The sequence below is a fragment of the Saccharopolyspora sp. NFXS83 genome (genome assembly GCF_026241095.1).
Taxonomy (GTDB): domain Bacteria; phylum Actinomycetota; class Actinomycetes; order Mycobacteriales; family Pseudonocardiaceae; genus Saccharopolyspora_C.
Genome location: NZ_JAPFGB010000010.1, coordinates 186,893 through 203,461 on the forward strand (window position 1 = coordinate 186,893; position 16,569 = coordinate 203,461).

The window sequence follows — 16,569 nt, forward strand, 5'->3', positions numbered from 1 at the left end:
CAAGGGGGCCGGGGCCGGTACCTGGCCTTCCTGGCCCCCTTGTCCTTGGTTCCCGCCGCTGGAGCAGCCGCTGAGCAGCGCGACGGCGAGCGTGGCCGCGGCCACGCCGTAGTGGGCTTTCGTTCGGTCCATGCCGACCTCCGCAGTCGAGCTCGCCGGGCGCGGCGCACGTGCGGCGCCCGGCGCGTGGGCGAGTCCCATTGGATGCCGCGGACGCCGGGTGGGCAGGTCGGGATCAGTGGCGCAACTCGATCGTGTGAAACCGGTGCGGTTGCGAGATGCCTCGCGGGACCGGTGCGCGTGGCGGTCCGACGCATGTCACAGGGCGTTTCAGGTGGTTTTGGGCCCACCCGCTCGACAGAAGTTACTGCTAAGTAATACGCTGGAGTTACCGACGAGTAAGGCCATGTCCGGAGAGCGGGGCCGGCTCGGGATCATCAGTTCGGAGAGGGAGCCTGCGAAATGGGCCACTACAAGAGCAACGTCCGCGACCTCGAATTCAACTTGTTCGAGTTGTTCAAGGTGCAGGAGCGGCTGGGCACCGGGGCGTTCGAGCAGTCCGACGAGGACACCGTGCGAGGTGTGCTCAGCGAGCTCAACAGCCTCGCCACCGGGCCCCTCGCGGAGTCCTTCGCGGAAGGTGACCGCACCCCGGCGAAGTTCGACCCGAAGACCCACTCGGTCACGCTGCCCGAGTCGTTCAAGAAGTCCTACCAGCAGGTCATGGACGGGGAGTGGTGGCGGCTCGGGCTCTCCGACGAGCTCGGCGGCTACGGCATCCCGCCGACCGTGCAGTGGGCCACCTCCGAGCTGATCCTCGGCGCCAACCCGGCCGTCTACATGTACATGGCCGGACCGCAGTTCGCCGGGATCATGCACAAGAACGGCACCGAGCAGCAGAAGCGCTGGGCCGACCTGATGATCGAGCGGCTCTGGGGCGCCACGATGGTGCTGACCGAGCCGGACGCGGGCTCCGACGTCGGCTCCGGCCGCACCAAGGCCATCAAGCAGGCCGACGGCAGCTGGCACATCGACGGCGTGAAGCGGTTCATCACCTCCGCCGACCAGGACATGACCGAGAACATCATGCACCTGGTGCTGGCCCGCCCCGAAGGCGAAGGCGTGGAGAGCAAGCCCGGCACCAAGGGCCTGAGCCTGTTCCTGGTGCCGAAGTTCCACTTCGACGAGGAGACCGGCGCGCCCGGCGAGCGCAACGGCGCCTTCGTCACCAACGTCGAGCACAAGATGGGCCTCAACGCCTCCGCCACCTGCGAGCTGACCTTCGGCCAGCACGGCACCCCGGCGCAGGGCTGGCTGCTCGGCGAGGTGCACGACGGCATCGCGCAGATGTTCCAGGTCATCGAGTACGCCCGGATGATGGTCGGCACCAAGGCCATCGCGACGCTGTCCACCGGCTACCTCAACGCGCTGGAGTACGCCAAGGAGCGCCAGCAGGGCGCGGACCTCACCAGGGCCACCGACAAGACCGCGCCGCGCGTCACGATCACCAACCACCCCGACGTGCGCCGCATCCTGCTGCTGCAGAAGGCGTACGCGGAGGGCCTGCGCGCGGTGTACCTCTACACCGCGACCTACCAGGACCAGATCGCTCAGGGCAAGGCCACCGGCGAGGACGTCGCGCTGGCCGAGCAGGTCAACGACCTGCTGCTGCCGATCGTCAAGGGCGTGGGCTCGGAGCGGGCGTACGAGAACCTGACGCTGTCGCTGCAGACCCTCGGCGGCTCCGGCTACCTGCAGGACTACCCGATCGAGCAGTACATCCGGGACGCCAAGATCGACAGCTTGTACGAGGGCACCACGGCGATCCAGGCGCAGGACTTCTTCTTCCGCAAGATCGTGCGCAACAACGGCGCGGCCCTCGGGCACATCGCCGCCGAGGTGCAGAAGTCGCTGGACGCCGAAGGCGCCGACGAGCGGCTCAAGGAGGAGCGGGCGCTGGTCGCGCAGGCGCTGGAGGACGCGCAGGGCACCCTCGGCGCCGTGTTCGGCTTCCTGACCTCCGCGCAGGAGGACGTGAACAACATCTACAAGGTCGGCCAGCACGCCGTCACGGTCCTGATGAGCATGGGCGACCTGCTCATCGGCTGGCTGCTGCTGCGCCAGGCCGAGGTGGCGCTGGCCGCGCTGGACGCGGGCGCCTCGGCCAAGGACCAGTCCTACTACCAGGGCAAGGTCGCGGTGGCGCGCTTCTTCGCGAAGAACGTGCTGCCGGAGCTGTCCTCCCGCCGCAAGGTCGTGGAGAACGCGGACAACGCGATCATGGACCTGGACGAGTCGGTGTTCTGATCCGGACCGGTGGTGCCCCGGGCACCACGGCCTGACTCGACGTGGGCGCTCACTCCGACGGAGTGAGCGCCCACGTTCGTGTTCGGGTGGTCGCCGCCCAGGCTGCTCCGCCACCGGCGGGGCGAACCGGGTCGCGCGGACCGCACCGTTCGAGGGAACGACCGCGGCGGGGTCGGTGCCGCGGACGTGAAAAGGCCCCTCCCGGTTCCGGGAGGGGCCTTCTCGGTGCTCGGTCAGCGCGGCGCGGGGCCGGGCGGTGGGCCGCAGTGGATGATCGGCTGCGGGTTGTAGACCGTCTTGCTCGGGCTCTCCGTGGTGACCTTGCCGGACTTGACGTCCTTCAAGGTCCGGGTGTCGGTGACCGTGAAACCACCGGCGCCCTTGCTCGGGCTGCACGGCTCGCCCGGCGGGACGACCTTCTCGTGCGGCGGCTTCGGGGCGGTGCGCTCACCCGTCTTCGAGCTCACGTCGTACTGCTTGGTGCCCCAGAACTTCACCGTGATCGACGACGGCGTCCACTCCGTGGTGATCATGACACCGCTGGCGAGCGTGTTCTTGAACTTCACGTCGATGACGCTGCTGCCGTCGGGGTTCTGGAACACCGTCGCTTCCCGGCCCGCCGGGTAGCGGCTGATGTAGTAGCTGTGCTCCTTGTGCTCCACGTCCTTGACGCCGGCGAAGTACGAGGCGTTGTACAGCGTGGTCGCGAACTGCGAGATGCCGCCGCCGACGGCCTTCGCGGGGCGCCCGTCCTCGATGATCCCGGACTCGACGTACCCCTGGGCGGTGCCGCGCGGCCCGGTGTGGCCGTTGAGGCTGAACGTCTCGCCGGGCTTGACGACCGCGCCGTTGACCTGCTCGGCGGTCCGCTTGATGTTCACGCCGGAGGCCGTTTCGAAGCCTTCGGTCTTGAACTCGCTGATGACTTCCTTGATGCCGAGCCCGTTGGCGTGGTCGGTGTTGAACGCGGGCGGCTGCTGCTCGTAGATCGCCTGCAGCGTGCGGTCCTGCTTCTGCTTGACGACGTCGTCGAGCTTCTCGAAGCTCTTCTCCCAGTTCACGCCGCGGCCGTCCAGCGACGGGCGCACCACGGGCCCGCCCCCTTCGAGGACGATCTCGGCGTCCTTCGCGGGCTTCATGGTGTCCTTGAGCTGCGGTTCGAGGCCGCCGATGAGGACCGGCACGTCGAGGTGGGAGCGCAGCCCGCCCTTGCCGTCCGGTTCGAACCGCAGCGCGGCGGCGATGGTCTCGGGCGCGAGCGCCGCGTCGTGGCCCTCGCCCTTGACGTTCACCGGGCTGGACACCGCGGGCTGGGCCACGTTGCGCAAGGCCTGGTGCACGCCGTCGGAGGTGGTGTTCACGGCCTGCTCGGTGAACGGGACCTGGACCGGCCCGCCCTTCGCCCAGTCCGCCATCACCTGGTCTGCGGCCACGCTCACGTCCACGGAGCGGCCGGTGACCGGTTCCACCGCGACCGGCGTGGTGCCCTCGAACTTGATGGTGCCTTCCGAGGCGGCCCGCTCCAGCTTCGGCTTGACCTGCTCCACCGCGGCCATGACCTGCTGCTCGTCGCCGTGGCTGACGGGGTAGATCTCGCGGTCGGTGAACAGCGAGGCGATCCGGGTGAACGGGTTCAGCGGCTGCTCACCGGCCTGCTCGATGGTGGCCGGCCAGTCCATCGTCAGCCCGGACTGCTCCGGCGAGATGGTGGCCGTCGCGTCGCCCGCCTTCAGCTGCACCGGTTCCTGCAGGTTCGGGCCGAGCTCCTCGCGCAGCTTGCGCTGCGCGGCGGCCTCGGTGAGCCCGCCGACCTGCACGTCGGCGACGGTGGTGCCGCGCGGCACGGTGCCGCTGCTGAACATCAGGTCGCCCACGTAGAGCAGCGTCAATAAGCCGACCGCGACCCCGGCCGCGATACCGCCGCGGATCAGTCCGCGCCGGTCGCGCGGGGAGCCCGCCTGCTCCGGCGGGTCCTCGGCGAAGCCACCGCCGATGCCACCGCCGAACCCGGTCGCCCACGGCGACGGCTCGGCGGGCACCTTCGGGATGTTCTGGGTGCGTTCGGCGTCGCCCTCGGGGAACCCGGTCTGCTCGGTCGGCAGCTGCGCGAACGAGCCGGCGACGGCCTGCGTCGTCGGCGCCTGGTCCGCGGGCGGCTGCTCGACCCGGGTGGTGGCGGCCGAACCGGGGAAGCCGGGGGCGCCGAGGAAGTCCGTGGGCGAGGCGTAGCCGCCCTCCGGCTCGGTCACCTTCGGGATCGCCTGGGTGCGCTCGGGGTCGGCCTCCGGGGGCTCCTGCCCGAGGCGCTGCGTCTCGTCCGCGGCGGGCGACTGCTGCGTCAGGGTCGGACGGGTCTGCCGCTCCGACAGGTCCTCCGGCGCGGTCTCCGCCCCCGCGGCGAGCTGCTCCGGCGAGATCCGCATGGTCCGCTCCGCCTGGGAATCCTGGGGCGCGGAAGCCGGGGTGATCGAGCGCGTCGCGTCCGCGCCGGACTCCCCGGACGGGGTGGAACGGTCCGCTGCACCGGTCGGGTCGTCGCCCGCCGGCTTCCGGTTCGGATCGTCCCCGGATGAGGCGTCGTAGTTTTCCGGCACCGCTTCCCCTTCATCGGTCTGGTCGTGCGGTGGGGTACATCAGCGAACAGGCGCCGGGACGGTCCGTCAAGGACGCCGTGCCCGCATCACCCCGACAACGGTTCGGAGCGCCCGGGTGGCCGCGCCGACCGCACCTCGCGGTGGGTCACAGGTAGAGGCCGGTGCCCTGTTCGATCTGTTCGCTGGCCACGGCGTGCAGATCCCGCTCGCGCATCACCAGGTAGGGCTGGCCCTGCACTTCGACCTCGAACTGCTCCTCGGGGTTGAACAGCACCTGGTCGCCGACCTTGACGGCCCGCACGTGGCTGCCCACCCCGAAGACCTCGCCCCAGAGCAGCCGCTTGGCCATCTGGGCGGTCGCCGGAATCACGATGCCGCCGCTGCTGCGACGTTCTCCGGATTCCGCAGAGACCCGCACCATGACCCGGTCATGCAGCATCTGGATCTCGAGCTTGGCATCGGTCACCCGAAAAGTTTACGTGCCCGCCTCGACGGGCCCACCGCGCAGGGGGCGGCTCACGCGCCGGTGTCCATGCCGCCCATCACGAGCGGCAGCCGGTGCGCGCCGCCCGGCGCGATCCGCACCGGCACTCCCCAGTCCTGCCTGGTCAGGTTGCACGTGGGGTGTTCGACGGCGGGATCGTCGGTGCAGCTGGCGGCCTGCGCGACGACGTGCAGCACGCCGTGCTCAATGCCGTCGGCGAGCACGAGGCGCCTGCTCAGGTCCGTGCCGGTTCCCGCGCCCTCGACCAGCAGTTCCGCCGGTGAGGCGGTGATCTCCAGCCGGGTGGACGGTCCGTAGCGGTCGTCGAGCTTGCCGCCGGGCGGGGGCGTGAACACGACCGCGAGCTCCAGCTCGCCACCGCCGATCTCCGTCGCCGGGCGCGTGACCTGCTGCGACGCGCCTTCGATGAGCTTCGCGGAGACGCCGGGCGGCACCGGCCGCTCCAGCCGGTGCGCGGCGGAGGACACCACGACGAGCTCGCCGTCGATCACCGCCGCGCCGGACGGCTCGGCCAGCCGCGTGGCCAACGTGGCCAGCTCGTTCGATGCCGGATCGTAACGTCGGAGGGCGCCGTTGTAGGTGTCGCAGACGGCGATGGAGCCATCCGGCAGCACCGCTACTCCGAGCGGGTGCTGCAGCAGCGCCCGCTCGGCGGGCCCGTCGGCGTGGCCGAAGTCGAACAGTCCGGCGCCGACGGCCGTGCGGACCGCGAACCCGTCCTCAGCGGGCTCGACCCAGCGCAGCGCGGAGGTCTCCGAGTCCGCGAGCCACAGCCGGTCGCCGCCGTCGGCGAGACCGGATGGCTGGGCGAAGAACGCCTCGGCGGCATCCCCGTCGCGCAGGCCTTCGACGGTGGTGCCCGCGAACCGCCGCACCCGCCCGCCGCGCGGGTCGAACAGGCCGAGCGTGTGGTTCCCGGCCATGGCGACGACCACGCCGCCCGCCGGTTCCCACCAGGCAACGTCCCACGGGCTGGTGAGCGGGGTGTCCAGCGCGGGCCCCTCGTCGGTGCCGTCGCGCCACTGCGCGCCGGTGCCCGCGACGGTCGTCACCTCGCCGTCGGCGAGCCGCACGCCGCGCAGCAGGTGGTTCACCGTGTCGGCCACGACGAGGTCGTAGCCGACGTCCGCGGCGACCCCTTCGGGCAGCACGGCGATCCCGGCGGGCTCGGCGAACGAGGCTTCGTCGGGGCCGCCGTCGGAGCTGCCGCGCGCGCCGCTGCCGATGCGCCGCAGCACCGTCTCGCCGTCCTGGGCGAACTCGACCAGCGAGTGGTTCGCGGAGTCCGACACCAGGATCGTGCCCGGCCCGGCGGCCACCTTCGCGGGGAAGCGCAGCGTCGTGGCCTCGGGCTCCGGCGGCACGTACGGTCCGCTGCCGCGATGCAGGGTGCCCTTCGCGCCGTGCTCGGCGACGAGTTCGCTCAGGACGCCGCGCAACGCCTCGACGTGGCCTTCACCTGCGGCGACGTGCACCAGGTAGCCCTCGGGGTCCACCACTGCCAGCGTCGGCCACGCCTTCACGGCGTAGTTCTGCCAGGTGGACAGCTCCGGGTCGTCGAGCACCGGGTGGTGCACGGAGTAGCGCTCGACGGCGGCGATCAGCGCGTCCGGGTCCGCCTCGTGCTCGAACTTCGGGGAGTGCACGCCGATGGTGACCAGCTCCGCGGCGAACTCCTCCTCCAGCGGGCGCAGCTCGTCGATCACGTGCAGGCAGTTGATGCAGCAGAACGTCCAGAAGTCCAGCAGCACGATCTTGCCGCGCAGGTCGGCGAGCTGGAGCTCCCTGCCGCCGGTGTTCAGCCACTGGCGACCGGTGAACTCGGGTGCGCGGACACGGGTGCGGGACGCGGTACTCACGTGCGGAGTCAACAACACGGGCCCGAGCCGCTGTTCCCACGTCCACATCCTGGAACGGCGGACGCCGCAGCCCGGCCCTCGTGAGCGAGGCCGAGTCGAGCTCCGAACGGAACAGGCTGCCGCATCAAGCGGGCGTCCGGAACCGGAGCGGGAAAGCGGGAACAAATCGGGGCGCGCGGCGCTTGATCTCGGTGCGCGGGCGGTGATCGACCCCGGAAATTGGAAGGCCCCGCAGTGCTGCCAGGTCGGGGGTCCGACAGCACCGCGGGGTCACCATGCATATCGACGGGACCCCCGGCGTTGTTACACACCGGCCTCATGGTGTCCCGCGTCACAGCTCTGTGAGTGGGGTGAAGCCGTTCGCTCGGGCGGTTTCGGCTTGTTGACCAGCGCATACGGTCATGTCGATGGGTTTCCGGGGTTCTGGGGAGAGCGCGGGACTCCACTCGTTCGGCCGAGCGCCCGAGCGGGCGCCTGCGATGTGGACGGGAGTTTCCGGCGGGCCCGCTCGCCAGCATGCTGGCGGACATGGATGCACAGCTGAGCGACGTGAGCCTGCCGTCCCGGATCGCCGAGCCGGGCGAGGGCATCAGCGCGGCGGAGTTGGCGCTGGCCGCGCGCAACCACGGGATCCCGCTGGAGGCGCTGCGCTACGACGTCACCCCGATCGGGCTGCACTACCTGCTCACGCACTACGACATGCCCGCGCTGGACGCGGCGAGCTGGCGGTTGTCGCTGACGGGCGAAGTGGCGGGCGCGCGGGAGTTCGCGCTCGACGAGCTCCGGTCGCTGCCGTCCCGCACGGTGCGGGTGACCATGGAGTGCGCGGGCAACGGCCGGGCCAGGATGCACCCCCGCCCGGTGAGCCAGCCGTGGCTGGTGGAGGCGGTCGGCACCGCCGACTGGACGGGAGTGCCGCTGCGCCACGTGCTCGACGCGGTGGGCGTGGGCTCCTCGGCGGTCGAGGTCGTGTTCACCGGAGCCGATCACGGCGTGGAACGCGGTGTGGAGCAGGACTACCGGCGCGGCCTGCCGCTGGCGGAGGCGTTGCGCGACGACGTGCTGCTCGCCTACGAGATGAACGGTCAACCGCTGCCGCCGCAGCACGGGCATCCGGTGCGGCTGGTGGTGCCCGGCTGGTACGGCATGGCGCACGTGAAGTGGCTGCGGGAGATCTCGCTGGTCGACGAGCCGTTCACCGGGTTCCAGAACGCCGTGGCGTACCGCCTCAAGCAGTCGGCGGACGATCCCGGCGTGCCCGCCACCCGCATCGAGCCGCGCTCGTTGATCGTGCCGCCGGGCTTCCCCGACTTCATGTCCCGCCACCGGGTGGTCCGCCCCGGTCCGCTGACGGTCACCGGCCGCGCCTGGTCCGGGCACGCGCCGATCACGCGCGTCGAGTTCAGCACCGACGGCGGCGCCACCTGGGCGGACGCCGAACTGGATGAGGCAGGGCCGCGCTGGGCGTGGCGCGGCTGGCGCGCGATGTGGCGGGCGGAGCGCGGCGAGCACCTGCTCACCGCCCGAGCCACCGACGCCGAAGGCCACGTGCAGCCCGTGGCCGAACCTTGGAACCGGGGCGGCTTCGCCAACAACCTCGTCCACCGCGTCCCGGTCACCTGCGTCGACGATTGACCCCGCGAAGCCGAACGGACCGGAGGCCCGAAGCCCCCGGTCCGTTCCTCGGCCAACGCGCTCAGTTCAGTGCGCGACCAGGTGCCGCGCCCGCGACGAAAGCCGAATCCTCACGGCGAAGCCGCTGAGGTTCCGCTACCCGATCACCCGAGCAGAACGACCGGCTCCTCACCGCTCCAAGATCGCCGTGACGCCCTGGCCGCCTGCCGCGCAGACGGAGATCAGGCCGCGGCCGGAGCCGCGCTCGGACAGCAGCTTCGACAGGGTCGCCACGATCCGGCCGCCGGTGGCGGCGAACGGGTGCCCGGCGGCCAGCGAGGAGCCGTTCACGTTCAGCTTCGCCGGGTCGATCTCGCCCAGCGGCGCGTCGAGACCGAGCCGGTTCTTGCAGAAGTCCGGGTCCTGCCACGACTTCAGCGTCGCCAGCACCTGCGAGGCGAACGCCTCGTGGATCTCGTAGAAGTCGAAGTCGCCGAGGCCGATCCCGGCCCGCTCCAGCAGCTTCGGCACCGCGTACGCCGGAGCCATCAGCAGGCCTTCGTCGCCGCTGACGTGGTCGACGGCGGCGGGCACGATGTCGCTCAGGTACGCGAGCACCGGCAGCTTGTGCTCCTTCGCCCACTCCTCGCTGGCCAGCAGCACCGTGGAGGCGCCGTCGCTGAGCGGCGTCGAGTTGCCCGCCGTCATCGTCGCGCCCTCGCCCTTGCCGAACACGGGCTTGAGCTTGGCGAGCTTCTCGGCGGTGCTGTCGGCGCGCAGGTTCTGGTCCCGCGTCTGGCCCTGGAACGGGGTGATCAGGTCGTCGAAGAAGCCGCGGTCGTAGGCGGCGGCGAGGCGCTGGTGGCTGCGGGCGGCGAGCTCGTCCTGGTCCTCGCGGGCGACTTGCCAGTCCAGCGCGGTGCGGGCGGCGTGCTCGCCCATCGACAGGCCGGTGCGCGGCTCGGAGTTCTCCGGGATGTCCGGCACCACGTGCTGCGGCCGGACGCCGGTGAGCGCCTTGACCTTGCCACCGGTGGTCTTGGCGTGGTTGGCGGCGAGCAGCACCCGGCGCAGGTCGTCGTTGACGGCGATCGGCGCGTCGCTGGCGCTGTCCACGCCGCCGGCGATGCCCGAGTCGAGCTGCCCGAGCGCGATCTTGTTCGCGACCGAGGTCACCGCTTCGAGACCGGTCGCGCAGGCCATCTGCACGTCGTGGGCGGGGGTGCGCGGGTCCAGGCCGGAACCGAGCACGGTCTCCCGCGCCAGGTTGAAGTCGCGGCTGTGCTTGAGGACCGCGCCCGCGACGAACTCGCCGACGAGTTCGCCCTGCAGGCCGAAGCGGGCGACCAGCCCGTCCAGCGCGGCGGTGAGCATGTCCTGGTTGGACGCCTGCGTGTAGGGGCCGCCGGATCGGGTGAAGGGGATCCGGTTGCCGCCGACGATCGCGACGCGTCGAGTGGTGGGCATGCGGGACTCCTTCGAGACGGGACCGGTGGTCCGTGTGGTTGTGACTGCGGGCAGGTCGTGACTGCTGCCGGGTGCTGACCGCGGTCGGGTTCTGCCGGGGGCGGGCCGGTCGCCGGATCGGCCGGGGCGGGCCGATCGTGCCGGGGCTCTGGTGCCGACCCCTCGGACCCTCTAACCTACCCGTGGGTAGGTTAGACGTCGAGTCCGCTGCCCGCGCGTCCGCCGTGCTTCGGCGAGCGGGCCCTGCCAAGTTCACCCGACCACCCGCCTCCACGGGAGCACGCATGTCCGACCGGTACCAGCAGTTCACCTCGACCGGATTCGGTCGATCGCTCGCCCAGCGCCTCGGCCTGCCTACCCCCACGCCGCTGCGCCGCTACCAGCCCGGTGACCCGGTGGTGAACGGCCCGGTGCTCACCGGTGCCGCCGACAGCTCGCGGCTCGGTGACGCGATCGCCGCGACGCTGCGCGCCGTCGACGCCGAGGTCCGCACCGAACCCGCCGAGGACGCCCGCTACGCCGCGCTGGTCTTCGACGCCACCGGCATCACCTCCAGCGACCAGCTCAAACAGCTGCGCGCCTTCTTCGGGCCGGTGATCCGCCAGATCGGCACCTGCGGCCGGGTGATCGTGCTGGGCACCCCGCCGGAGGAGACCACCGACGCCGGGGAGCGCGTCGCGCAGCGGGCGCTGGAAGGCTTCGTGCGCACCGTCGGCAAGGAGCTCAAGCGCGGCGCCACCGCTCAGCTGGTGTACGCCTCCGAAGGCGCCGAGCAGTCCCTGGACTCCACGCTGAGCTTCCTGCTCTCGGCGAAGTCCGCGTTCGTCTCCGCCCAGGTCGTGCGGGTCGGCCGCGCCGAGGCACCGCAGGTCGACCGGGAGAAGCCGCTCAAGGACAAGGTCGCCCTGGTCACCGGTGCCTCCCGCGGCATCGGCGAGTCGATCGCCGAGACCCTCGCCCGCGACGGCGCGCACGTCGTCTGCCTGGACATCCCGGCGCAGGGCGACGACCTCACGAAGGTCGCCAACCGCATCGGCGGCTCCGCGCTCCAGCTCGACATCACCGCCCAGGACGCGCCGCAGCGCATCGTCGAGCACTTCGCCGAGCGCCACGACGGGCTCGACGTCGTCGTGCACAACGCGGGCATCACCAGGGACAAGACGCTCGGCCGGATGGACGACGGGCGCTGGGACTCGGTGCTGGCGGTGAACCTCACCGCGCAGGAGCGCATCAACGAAGCGCTGCTCGCGGACGGATCGCCGCTGCGCGACGGCGGCAGGCTGATCGGCGTCGCCTCGATCAGCGGCATCGCGGGCAACGTCGGGCAGGCCAACTACGCGGCCTCCAAGGCGGGCGTGATCGGCCTGGTGCAGGCTCTGGCACCGGTCGCGGCCCGGCGCGGCGCCACCATCAACGCCGTCGCGCCCGGCTTCATCGAGACGAAGATGACCGCGGCCGTGCCGCTGTTCATCCGCGAGGCGGGCCGCCGGATGAGCAGCCTCTCGCAGGGCGGGCAGCCGGTCGACGTCGCCGAGACCATCGCCTGGTACGCCAACCCGGCCTCGTCCGGGGTCAACGGCAACGTCGTGCGGGTCTGCGGCCAGAGCCTGCTGGGGGCGTGATGAGCACCGAAGTCGACGCGGCACCGAACCTCTCCGCGCTCTACGCCAAGGCCGCCCTCACCGGCCCGATCCGGCGCGGCGGCGAACTGCCCGCCACCGAGTACGTCCGGCGCGACATCACGATCGACCACGCGCACCTCGCCGAGTACGACCGGGTCTGCGGCTTCGGGCTGCGCGACGTGCTGCCCGCGACCTACCCGCACGTGCTCTCGTTCGGGCTGTCCGTGCGGCTGATGACGGATCCCGGATTCCCGTTCCCGCTGGTCGGTCTGGTGCACGTGGCCAACAGCATCACCGTGCACCGGCCGGTGCTGGTGACCGACGTGCTCACCCAGCGGGTCCGGGTGGCGAACCTGCGCCCGCACCCCAAGGGCAGGCAGCTCGACGTGATCACCGAGACCAGCGTCGGGGGCGAGGTGGTGTGGCGCGAGACGAGCACCTACCTGCGCCGCGGCAAGTCCGACGACTCCGCGCCGCGGGCCGACCGGGTCGCCGAGATCGAGCCCGGCTCCCCCACCGCGTTCTGGCAGGTGCCCGCCGACCAGGGGCGCCGCTACGCGGCGGTGTCCGGGGACCGCAACCCGATCCACCTGCGCGCGCTGACGGCGAAGGCGTTCGGCTTCCCGCGCGCCATCGCGCACGGCATGTGGACGAAGGCGCGGGCGCTGGCCGCGCTGGAAGGCAGGCTGCCGGAGTCGTGCACCGTGGACGTCGACTTCGTGAAGCCGCTGCTGCTGCCCTCGAAGGTGGAGTTCACCGAGCTCGGCGTCCCGGGCAACGGCGCCACGTTCGCCGTGCACTCCCGGTCCGGCAAGCCGCACCTGTTGGGACGGGTGCACTGACCTGCGGGAAGGCGGGGAAAGGTCCGCTGTTCGGCGGACCTGGATGAGGGAGGGCGGGAGCGGTCGCGTCGTGGGGGTCAGGAAGACGACCCGGCCGCTCCCGCCCTCCCGCTCTGCTCAGTCGCCGTCGGCGGTGCCTTCGCCGCTCGTCGGGGCCCAGGAGCGGCCTTCGACGAGGTCGCCGAAGCCCATCCAGGCGAGGTTCATCAAGCGCATCGCCAGCCCGTCCGCGGTCTGCTCGGGATGCTCGGTCCACCAGTCCAGCAAGGATTCGCTCGCGCCGACGAGCGCCGCGGCGAACGGCTCCATCTGCTGGACCTGCATCGGCCGCACCGCGTTCTCGGTGGCGCGGGCCAGCAACGTCGCGATGAGGAGCACCGCCCGTTCCCGCCACTGCCCGAACTCGGTGGCGAACGGTTCGCCACCGGCGGCGGCCTGCCGGTGCACCAGCGTCCAGCTGGCGCGGTTGCGCTGCACGTAGTCGAAGAACACCCGCAGCCCGCGCCAGAGCTGCTCGTCGGGCGTCACCTCGGGGTCGACGGCGGTCCCGATGGCTTCGATGAGCCGGTTGGCCTCGCGTTGGATGCACGCCACGAACAGCTCTTCCTTCGAGCCGAGGTAGGCGTAGATCATGGGCTTCGAGATGCCGGCGACTTCGGAGATCTCGTCCATCGACGCGAGGTGGAAGCCGCGTGCGGCGTAGACCTCGACGGCGGCGTCGAGGATCTGGCGTTCCCGCACCGAGCGCGGCAGCCGCCTGCTGCGCGGTCGCGGGTTCGCCTCGTGATCGTCCGGGTCGGACTGCATCCCACCTCCTGTTTCCCTGGCCGGGGCGCTCATCGGCCGGTCTGCCGATCGGGTGTCGCGGCGTCGCACGGCTGGTTCGGATCTGCGGGAAAGGCTAGAGCAGAACGATCAGCGGCATGCCTTGCCCGCCTAACCTACTGACGCGTAGTCTTACCCACGAGTAGGTAAATGGAGGTCACATGTCCCAGACGGATCCGATCAGCGCGCTCGCCGAAGCAGACCCCAAGAAGATCGGCGAGGAGGAGTTCGTCGCGCTGCTCGAAGCGGCATCGACCCAGGCCTCCAGCGGCACCGCCGACCTCAGCGCCCTGCGCCCCGAGCAGTTCGCGAAGCTGATCTCCCGCGCGTCCGCGAAGCAGGTCGAAGCGGTCATGGCCCGCCCCGAACTGCGCGTGCAGGTGCTCGACGAGGTCTTCCGCCGGATGAGCGAGCACTTCAAGTCGGACAAGGCCCGCTCCACCGAAGCCGTCGTGCGTTGGCGCATCGGCACCGACGAGCAGGACACCGTGCGCTACGAGTCCGTGCTCTCCGGCGGTACCTGCACGGTGAACAAGGTGCCGCAGCACGACGACCCCCGCGTCACCATCATGATCACTCCGGTGGAATTCCTCAAGCTGGTCTCCGGCAACGCCTCGGCCCCGGTGCAGTTCATGAGCGGGAAGCTGAAGGTCGCCGGCGACGTCGGATTCGCCGCGGGGCTCACCAAGCTCTTCCAGATCCCCAAGGCCTGACCCGCCCCCCCGGCGAGGCGGCGGACCTCAGCGGTCCGCGCGCCACGGCTGAGAACCCGCGGCGGCCCGCGATCGTTGCTCCGTCCGGAGGGGAAAACCGGAACCGCCGCCGCACCGCCGGGTTCACCGTTGCGCACCCCCCATCACCGCGTCACCCACTCCGCCACGAACTGAAGGATTTTGATGAGCTTCTCCCTGGAACTGAGCGAAGAACACCGCGACCTGCGCGATTGGGTGCACGGATTCGCTGAGAAGGTCATCCGCCCGGCCGCGGCGGAGTGGGACGAGCGGGAGGAGACTCCCTGGCCGATCATCCAGGAAGCCGCCAAGGTCGGGCTCTACGGCTTCGAGACCGTCGCGACCTTCTGGGCCGACGACACGGGCCTGTCGCTGCCCATCGCCAACGAAGAGCTGTTCTGGGGCGACGGCGGCATCGGCATGGCGATCTTCGGCACGACGCTGGCCGTCGCGGGCATCTTCGCCGCGGGCACCCCGGACCAGATGGCCGAGTGGGTGCCGCAGTGCTACGGCGACGAGGACGACCCGAAGGTCGGCGCGTTCTGCTCCTCGGAGCCGGCCGCGGGCTCGGACGTCTCGGCGATGCGCACCCGCGCCGTCTACGACGAGGCCAAGGACGAGTGGGTGCTCAACGGCCAGAAGGCCTGGGCCACCAACGGCGGCATCGCCAACGTGCACGTCGTGCAGGCCGTCGTCGACTCCTCGCTCGGCTCGCGCGGGCAGGCCGCGTTCATCATCCCGCCCGGCACCAAGGGCCTGGAAGCTCCCGGCAAGATCAAGAAGCACGGGCTGCGCGCCTCGCACACCGCCGACGTGTTCCTCGACGACGTGCGGGTGCCCGGCAGCTGCCTGCTCGGCGGCAAGGACAAGCTGGACGAGAAGCTCGCCCGCGCCCGCGAAGGCGGCAAGGCCAGCGGCCAGGCGGCGATGAAGACCTTCGAGCTGTCCCGCCCCACCGTCGGCGCCCAGGCCCTCGGCATCGCCCGCGCCTCCTACGAGCACGCGCTGGAATACGCCAAGGAGCGCGAGACCTTCGGCAGGCCGATCATCGACAACCAGTCGATCGCCTTCACCCTCGCCGACATGCGCATGGAGATCGACGCGGCGCGGCTGCTGGTGTGGCGCGCGGCGTGGATGGGCCGCAACGACGTGCCGTTCACCGCGGGCGAGGGCTCGATGTCGAAGCTCAAGGCGGGCCGGGTCGCGACCTGGGCGACCGAGCGCGCCATCCAGATCCTCGGCGGCAACGGCTACACGCGGGAGTTCCCCGTCGAGCGCCTGCACCGCGACGCGAAGATCTACGACATCTTCGAGGGCACCGAGCAGATCCAGCAGCTCGTCGTCGCCCGCAACATCTCCGGCCGCCACATCCGGTGAACCGGTAGGCCGGTACTCGGTGCGAAAGCCCCTGACGTCGTTGGTGTCAGGGGCTTTCCGCCGTCCTGGCAGGCCAGTCGATCCACCGGGCGAGCCGGGCGGCGGTGCAGGTCAGGCCTGCGGGGCTTGGGTGATGTTGGTGATGTTGACCGGGCCGGGGACCGTCGCGCCGTTCCACGGGAGGGTCACGGTGTAGGGGGCGACCGGGCCGGGGAACGAGATCTCGACGGCGCCGGGGGTCGCGCCGGGGATGCTGTTGCCGGTGTTCGGGTCGGTCACGAGGTAGCTGAACGCGGCGGTGACGGGGTGGTCCTCGTCGACGCGGAAGTCCTCGGCGCCGCTGCTCGGGCGCGTGGTGGGGATGTGCGCCGAGTTGCCCTGCACGTCCAGGAATTCGAGGCCGGGGGCGCCGCCGAGCAGGCAGCTCGCGCCGGGCTTCGCGGTGAACCGGACGTCGCCGCCCTCGTGCATCATCGCGTGGTCGAGCGGGCCGATGGTGACGTCGACCTGGTCCGGCGTGCAGTACTCGTCGTAGTTCGGGTGGTCGCTCGGCATGGCCTGGGCGGTGCCCGCGAACGAGATCGCGGCGAGCAGGGCGGATCCGGCGATGGCCGCGACCTTGGTGCGCTGGGTGTCGAACATGGAACTCATCTCCCCGGTGCCGCCGTGCGATCCCCCCGACGGGGACCGTTGACCGTCACGGCCACACATTCGAGTGATGTTCGGGAGCCCCTCCACGTTGACTGGATGTGACGCGGAACACGCCAACGCGTTCTTGCGGTGGCTCGGAATCCCGGCCGACGAGGGGTTCGCGGGAGCGGGCGCG

The 16,569-nt window shown here is 71.2% G+C and carries 12 protein-coding genes; 6 read left to right on the forward strand and 6 right to left on the reverse strand.

The annotated features are described in order from the left end of the window. Positions 1-462: 462 nt before the first annotated feature. Positions 463-2,307 (forward strand): acyl-CoA dehydrogenase, encoded by a 1,845-nt coding sequence (locus tag OOZ19_RS13970; RefSeq protein WP_266090513.1) that lies wholly within the window; start codon positions 463-465, stop codon positions 2,305-2,307. A 233-nt stretch (positions 2,308-2,540) separates the two neighbouring features. Here OOZ19_RS13970 and OOZ19_RS13975 read toward each other — a convergent pair whose 3' ends face one another. The 3 genes from OOZ19_RS13975 to OOZ19_RS13985 all read right to left on the reverse strand — a co-directional run bounded on the left by OOZ19_RS13975 (position 2,541) and on the right by OOZ19_RS13985 (position 7,313). Then, positions 2,541-4,901: a VanW family protein gene (locus OOZ19_RS13975; protein ID WP_266090514.1), complete on the reverse strand. Its 2,361-nt coding sequence runs from the start codon at positions 4,899-4,901 to the stop codon at positions 2,541-2,543. Between the two features lie 145 nt (positions 4,902-5,046). After that, positions 5,047-5,367, reverse strand: coding sequence for a GroES family chaperonin (locus tag OOZ19_RS13980; protein WP_184484130.1), 321 nt, complete (start codon positions 5,365-5,367; stop codon positions 5,047-5,049). 50 nt (positions 5,368-5,417) lie between these two features. Further along, on the reverse strand, positions 5,418-7,313 hold the full coding sequence (locus tag OOZ19_RS13985) for an NHL domain-containing thioredoxin family protein (protein ID WP_266090515.1): 1,896 nt from the start codon (positions 7,311-7,313) through the stop codon (positions 5,418-5,420). Between the two features lie 480 nt (positions 7,314-7,793). Here OOZ19_RS13985 and OOZ19_RS13990 point away from each other — a divergent pair, with 480 nt between their 5' ends. Further along, on the forward strand, positions 7,794-8,900 hold the full coding sequence (locus OOZ19_RS13990; protein ID WP_266090516.1) for a sulfite oxidase: 1,107 nt from the start codon (positions 7,794-7,796) through the stop codon (positions 8,898-8,900). 168 nt (positions 8,901-9,068) lie between these two features. Here OOZ19_RS13990 and OOZ19_RS13995 read toward each other — a convergent pair whose 3' ends face one another. Then, entirely contained in the window at positions 9,069-10,346 is a 1,278-nt protein-coding gene (locus tag OOZ19_RS13995) for an acetyl-CoA C-acetyltransferase (RefSeq protein ID WP_266090517.1), read from the reverse strand. A gap of 284 nt (positions 10,347-10,630) precedes the next feature. On the opposite strand from OOZ19_RS13995, the gene OOZ19_RS14000 reads away from it, so the two are divergent. Further along, complete coding sequence (locus OOZ19_RS14000; RefSeq protein WP_266090518.1) at positions 10,631-11,968, forward strand: 3-oxoacyl-ACP reductase; 1,338 nt, start codon at positions 10,631-10,633, stop codon at positions 11,966-11,968. Further along, complete coding sequence (locus OOZ19_RS14005; protein ID WP_266090519.1) at positions 11,965-12,810, forward strand: MaoC family dehydratase; 846 nt, start codon at positions 11,965-11,967, stop codon at positions 12,808-12,810. Before OOZ19_RS14000 ends, OOZ19_RS14005 begins: the two co-directional genes overlap by 4 nt. 117 nt (positions 12,811-12,927) lie before the next feature. On the opposite strand, the gene OOZ19_RS14010 is transcribed toward OOZ19_RS14005, so the two are convergent. After that, on the reverse strand, positions 12,928-13,617 hold the full coding sequence (locus OOZ19_RS14010) for a TetR/AcrR family transcriptional regulator (RefSeq protein WP_266090520.1): 690 nt from the start codon (positions 13,615-13,617) through the stop codon (positions 12,928-12,930). 179 nt (positions 13,618-13,796) lie between these two features. Between OOZ19_RS14010 and OOZ19_RS14015 the strand changes: the two genes are divergently transcribed. Both OOZ19_RS14015 and OOZ19_RS14020 read left to right on the forward strand, forming a co-directional pair. Then, the gene (locus OOZ19_RS14015; RefSeq protein WP_266090521.1) at positions 13,797-14,348 is read left to right on the forward strand and encodes an SCP2 sterol-binding domain-containing protein; all 552 of its coding nucleotides are present in this window, start codon (positions 13,797-13,799) and stop codon (positions 14,346-14,348) included. Positions 14,349-14,531: 183 nt separating this feature from the next. Continuing rightward, a complete protein-coding gene (locus tag OOZ19_RS14020; protein WP_266090522.1) occupies positions 14,532-15,743 on the forward strand; it encodes an acyl-CoA dehydrogenase family protein in 1,212 nt (403 codons plus the stop codon). Between the two features lie 111 nt (positions 15,744-15,854). Here OOZ19_RS14020 and OOZ19_RS14025 read toward each other — a convergent pair whose 3' ends face one another. Beyond that, positions 15,855-16,394: a DUF4232 domain-containing protein gene (locus OOZ19_RS14025; RefSeq protein WP_266090523.1), complete on the reverse strand. Its 540-nt coding sequence runs from the start codon at positions 16,392-16,394 to the stop codon at positions 15,855-15,857. Positions 16,395-16,569 lie beyond the last annotated feature (175 nt).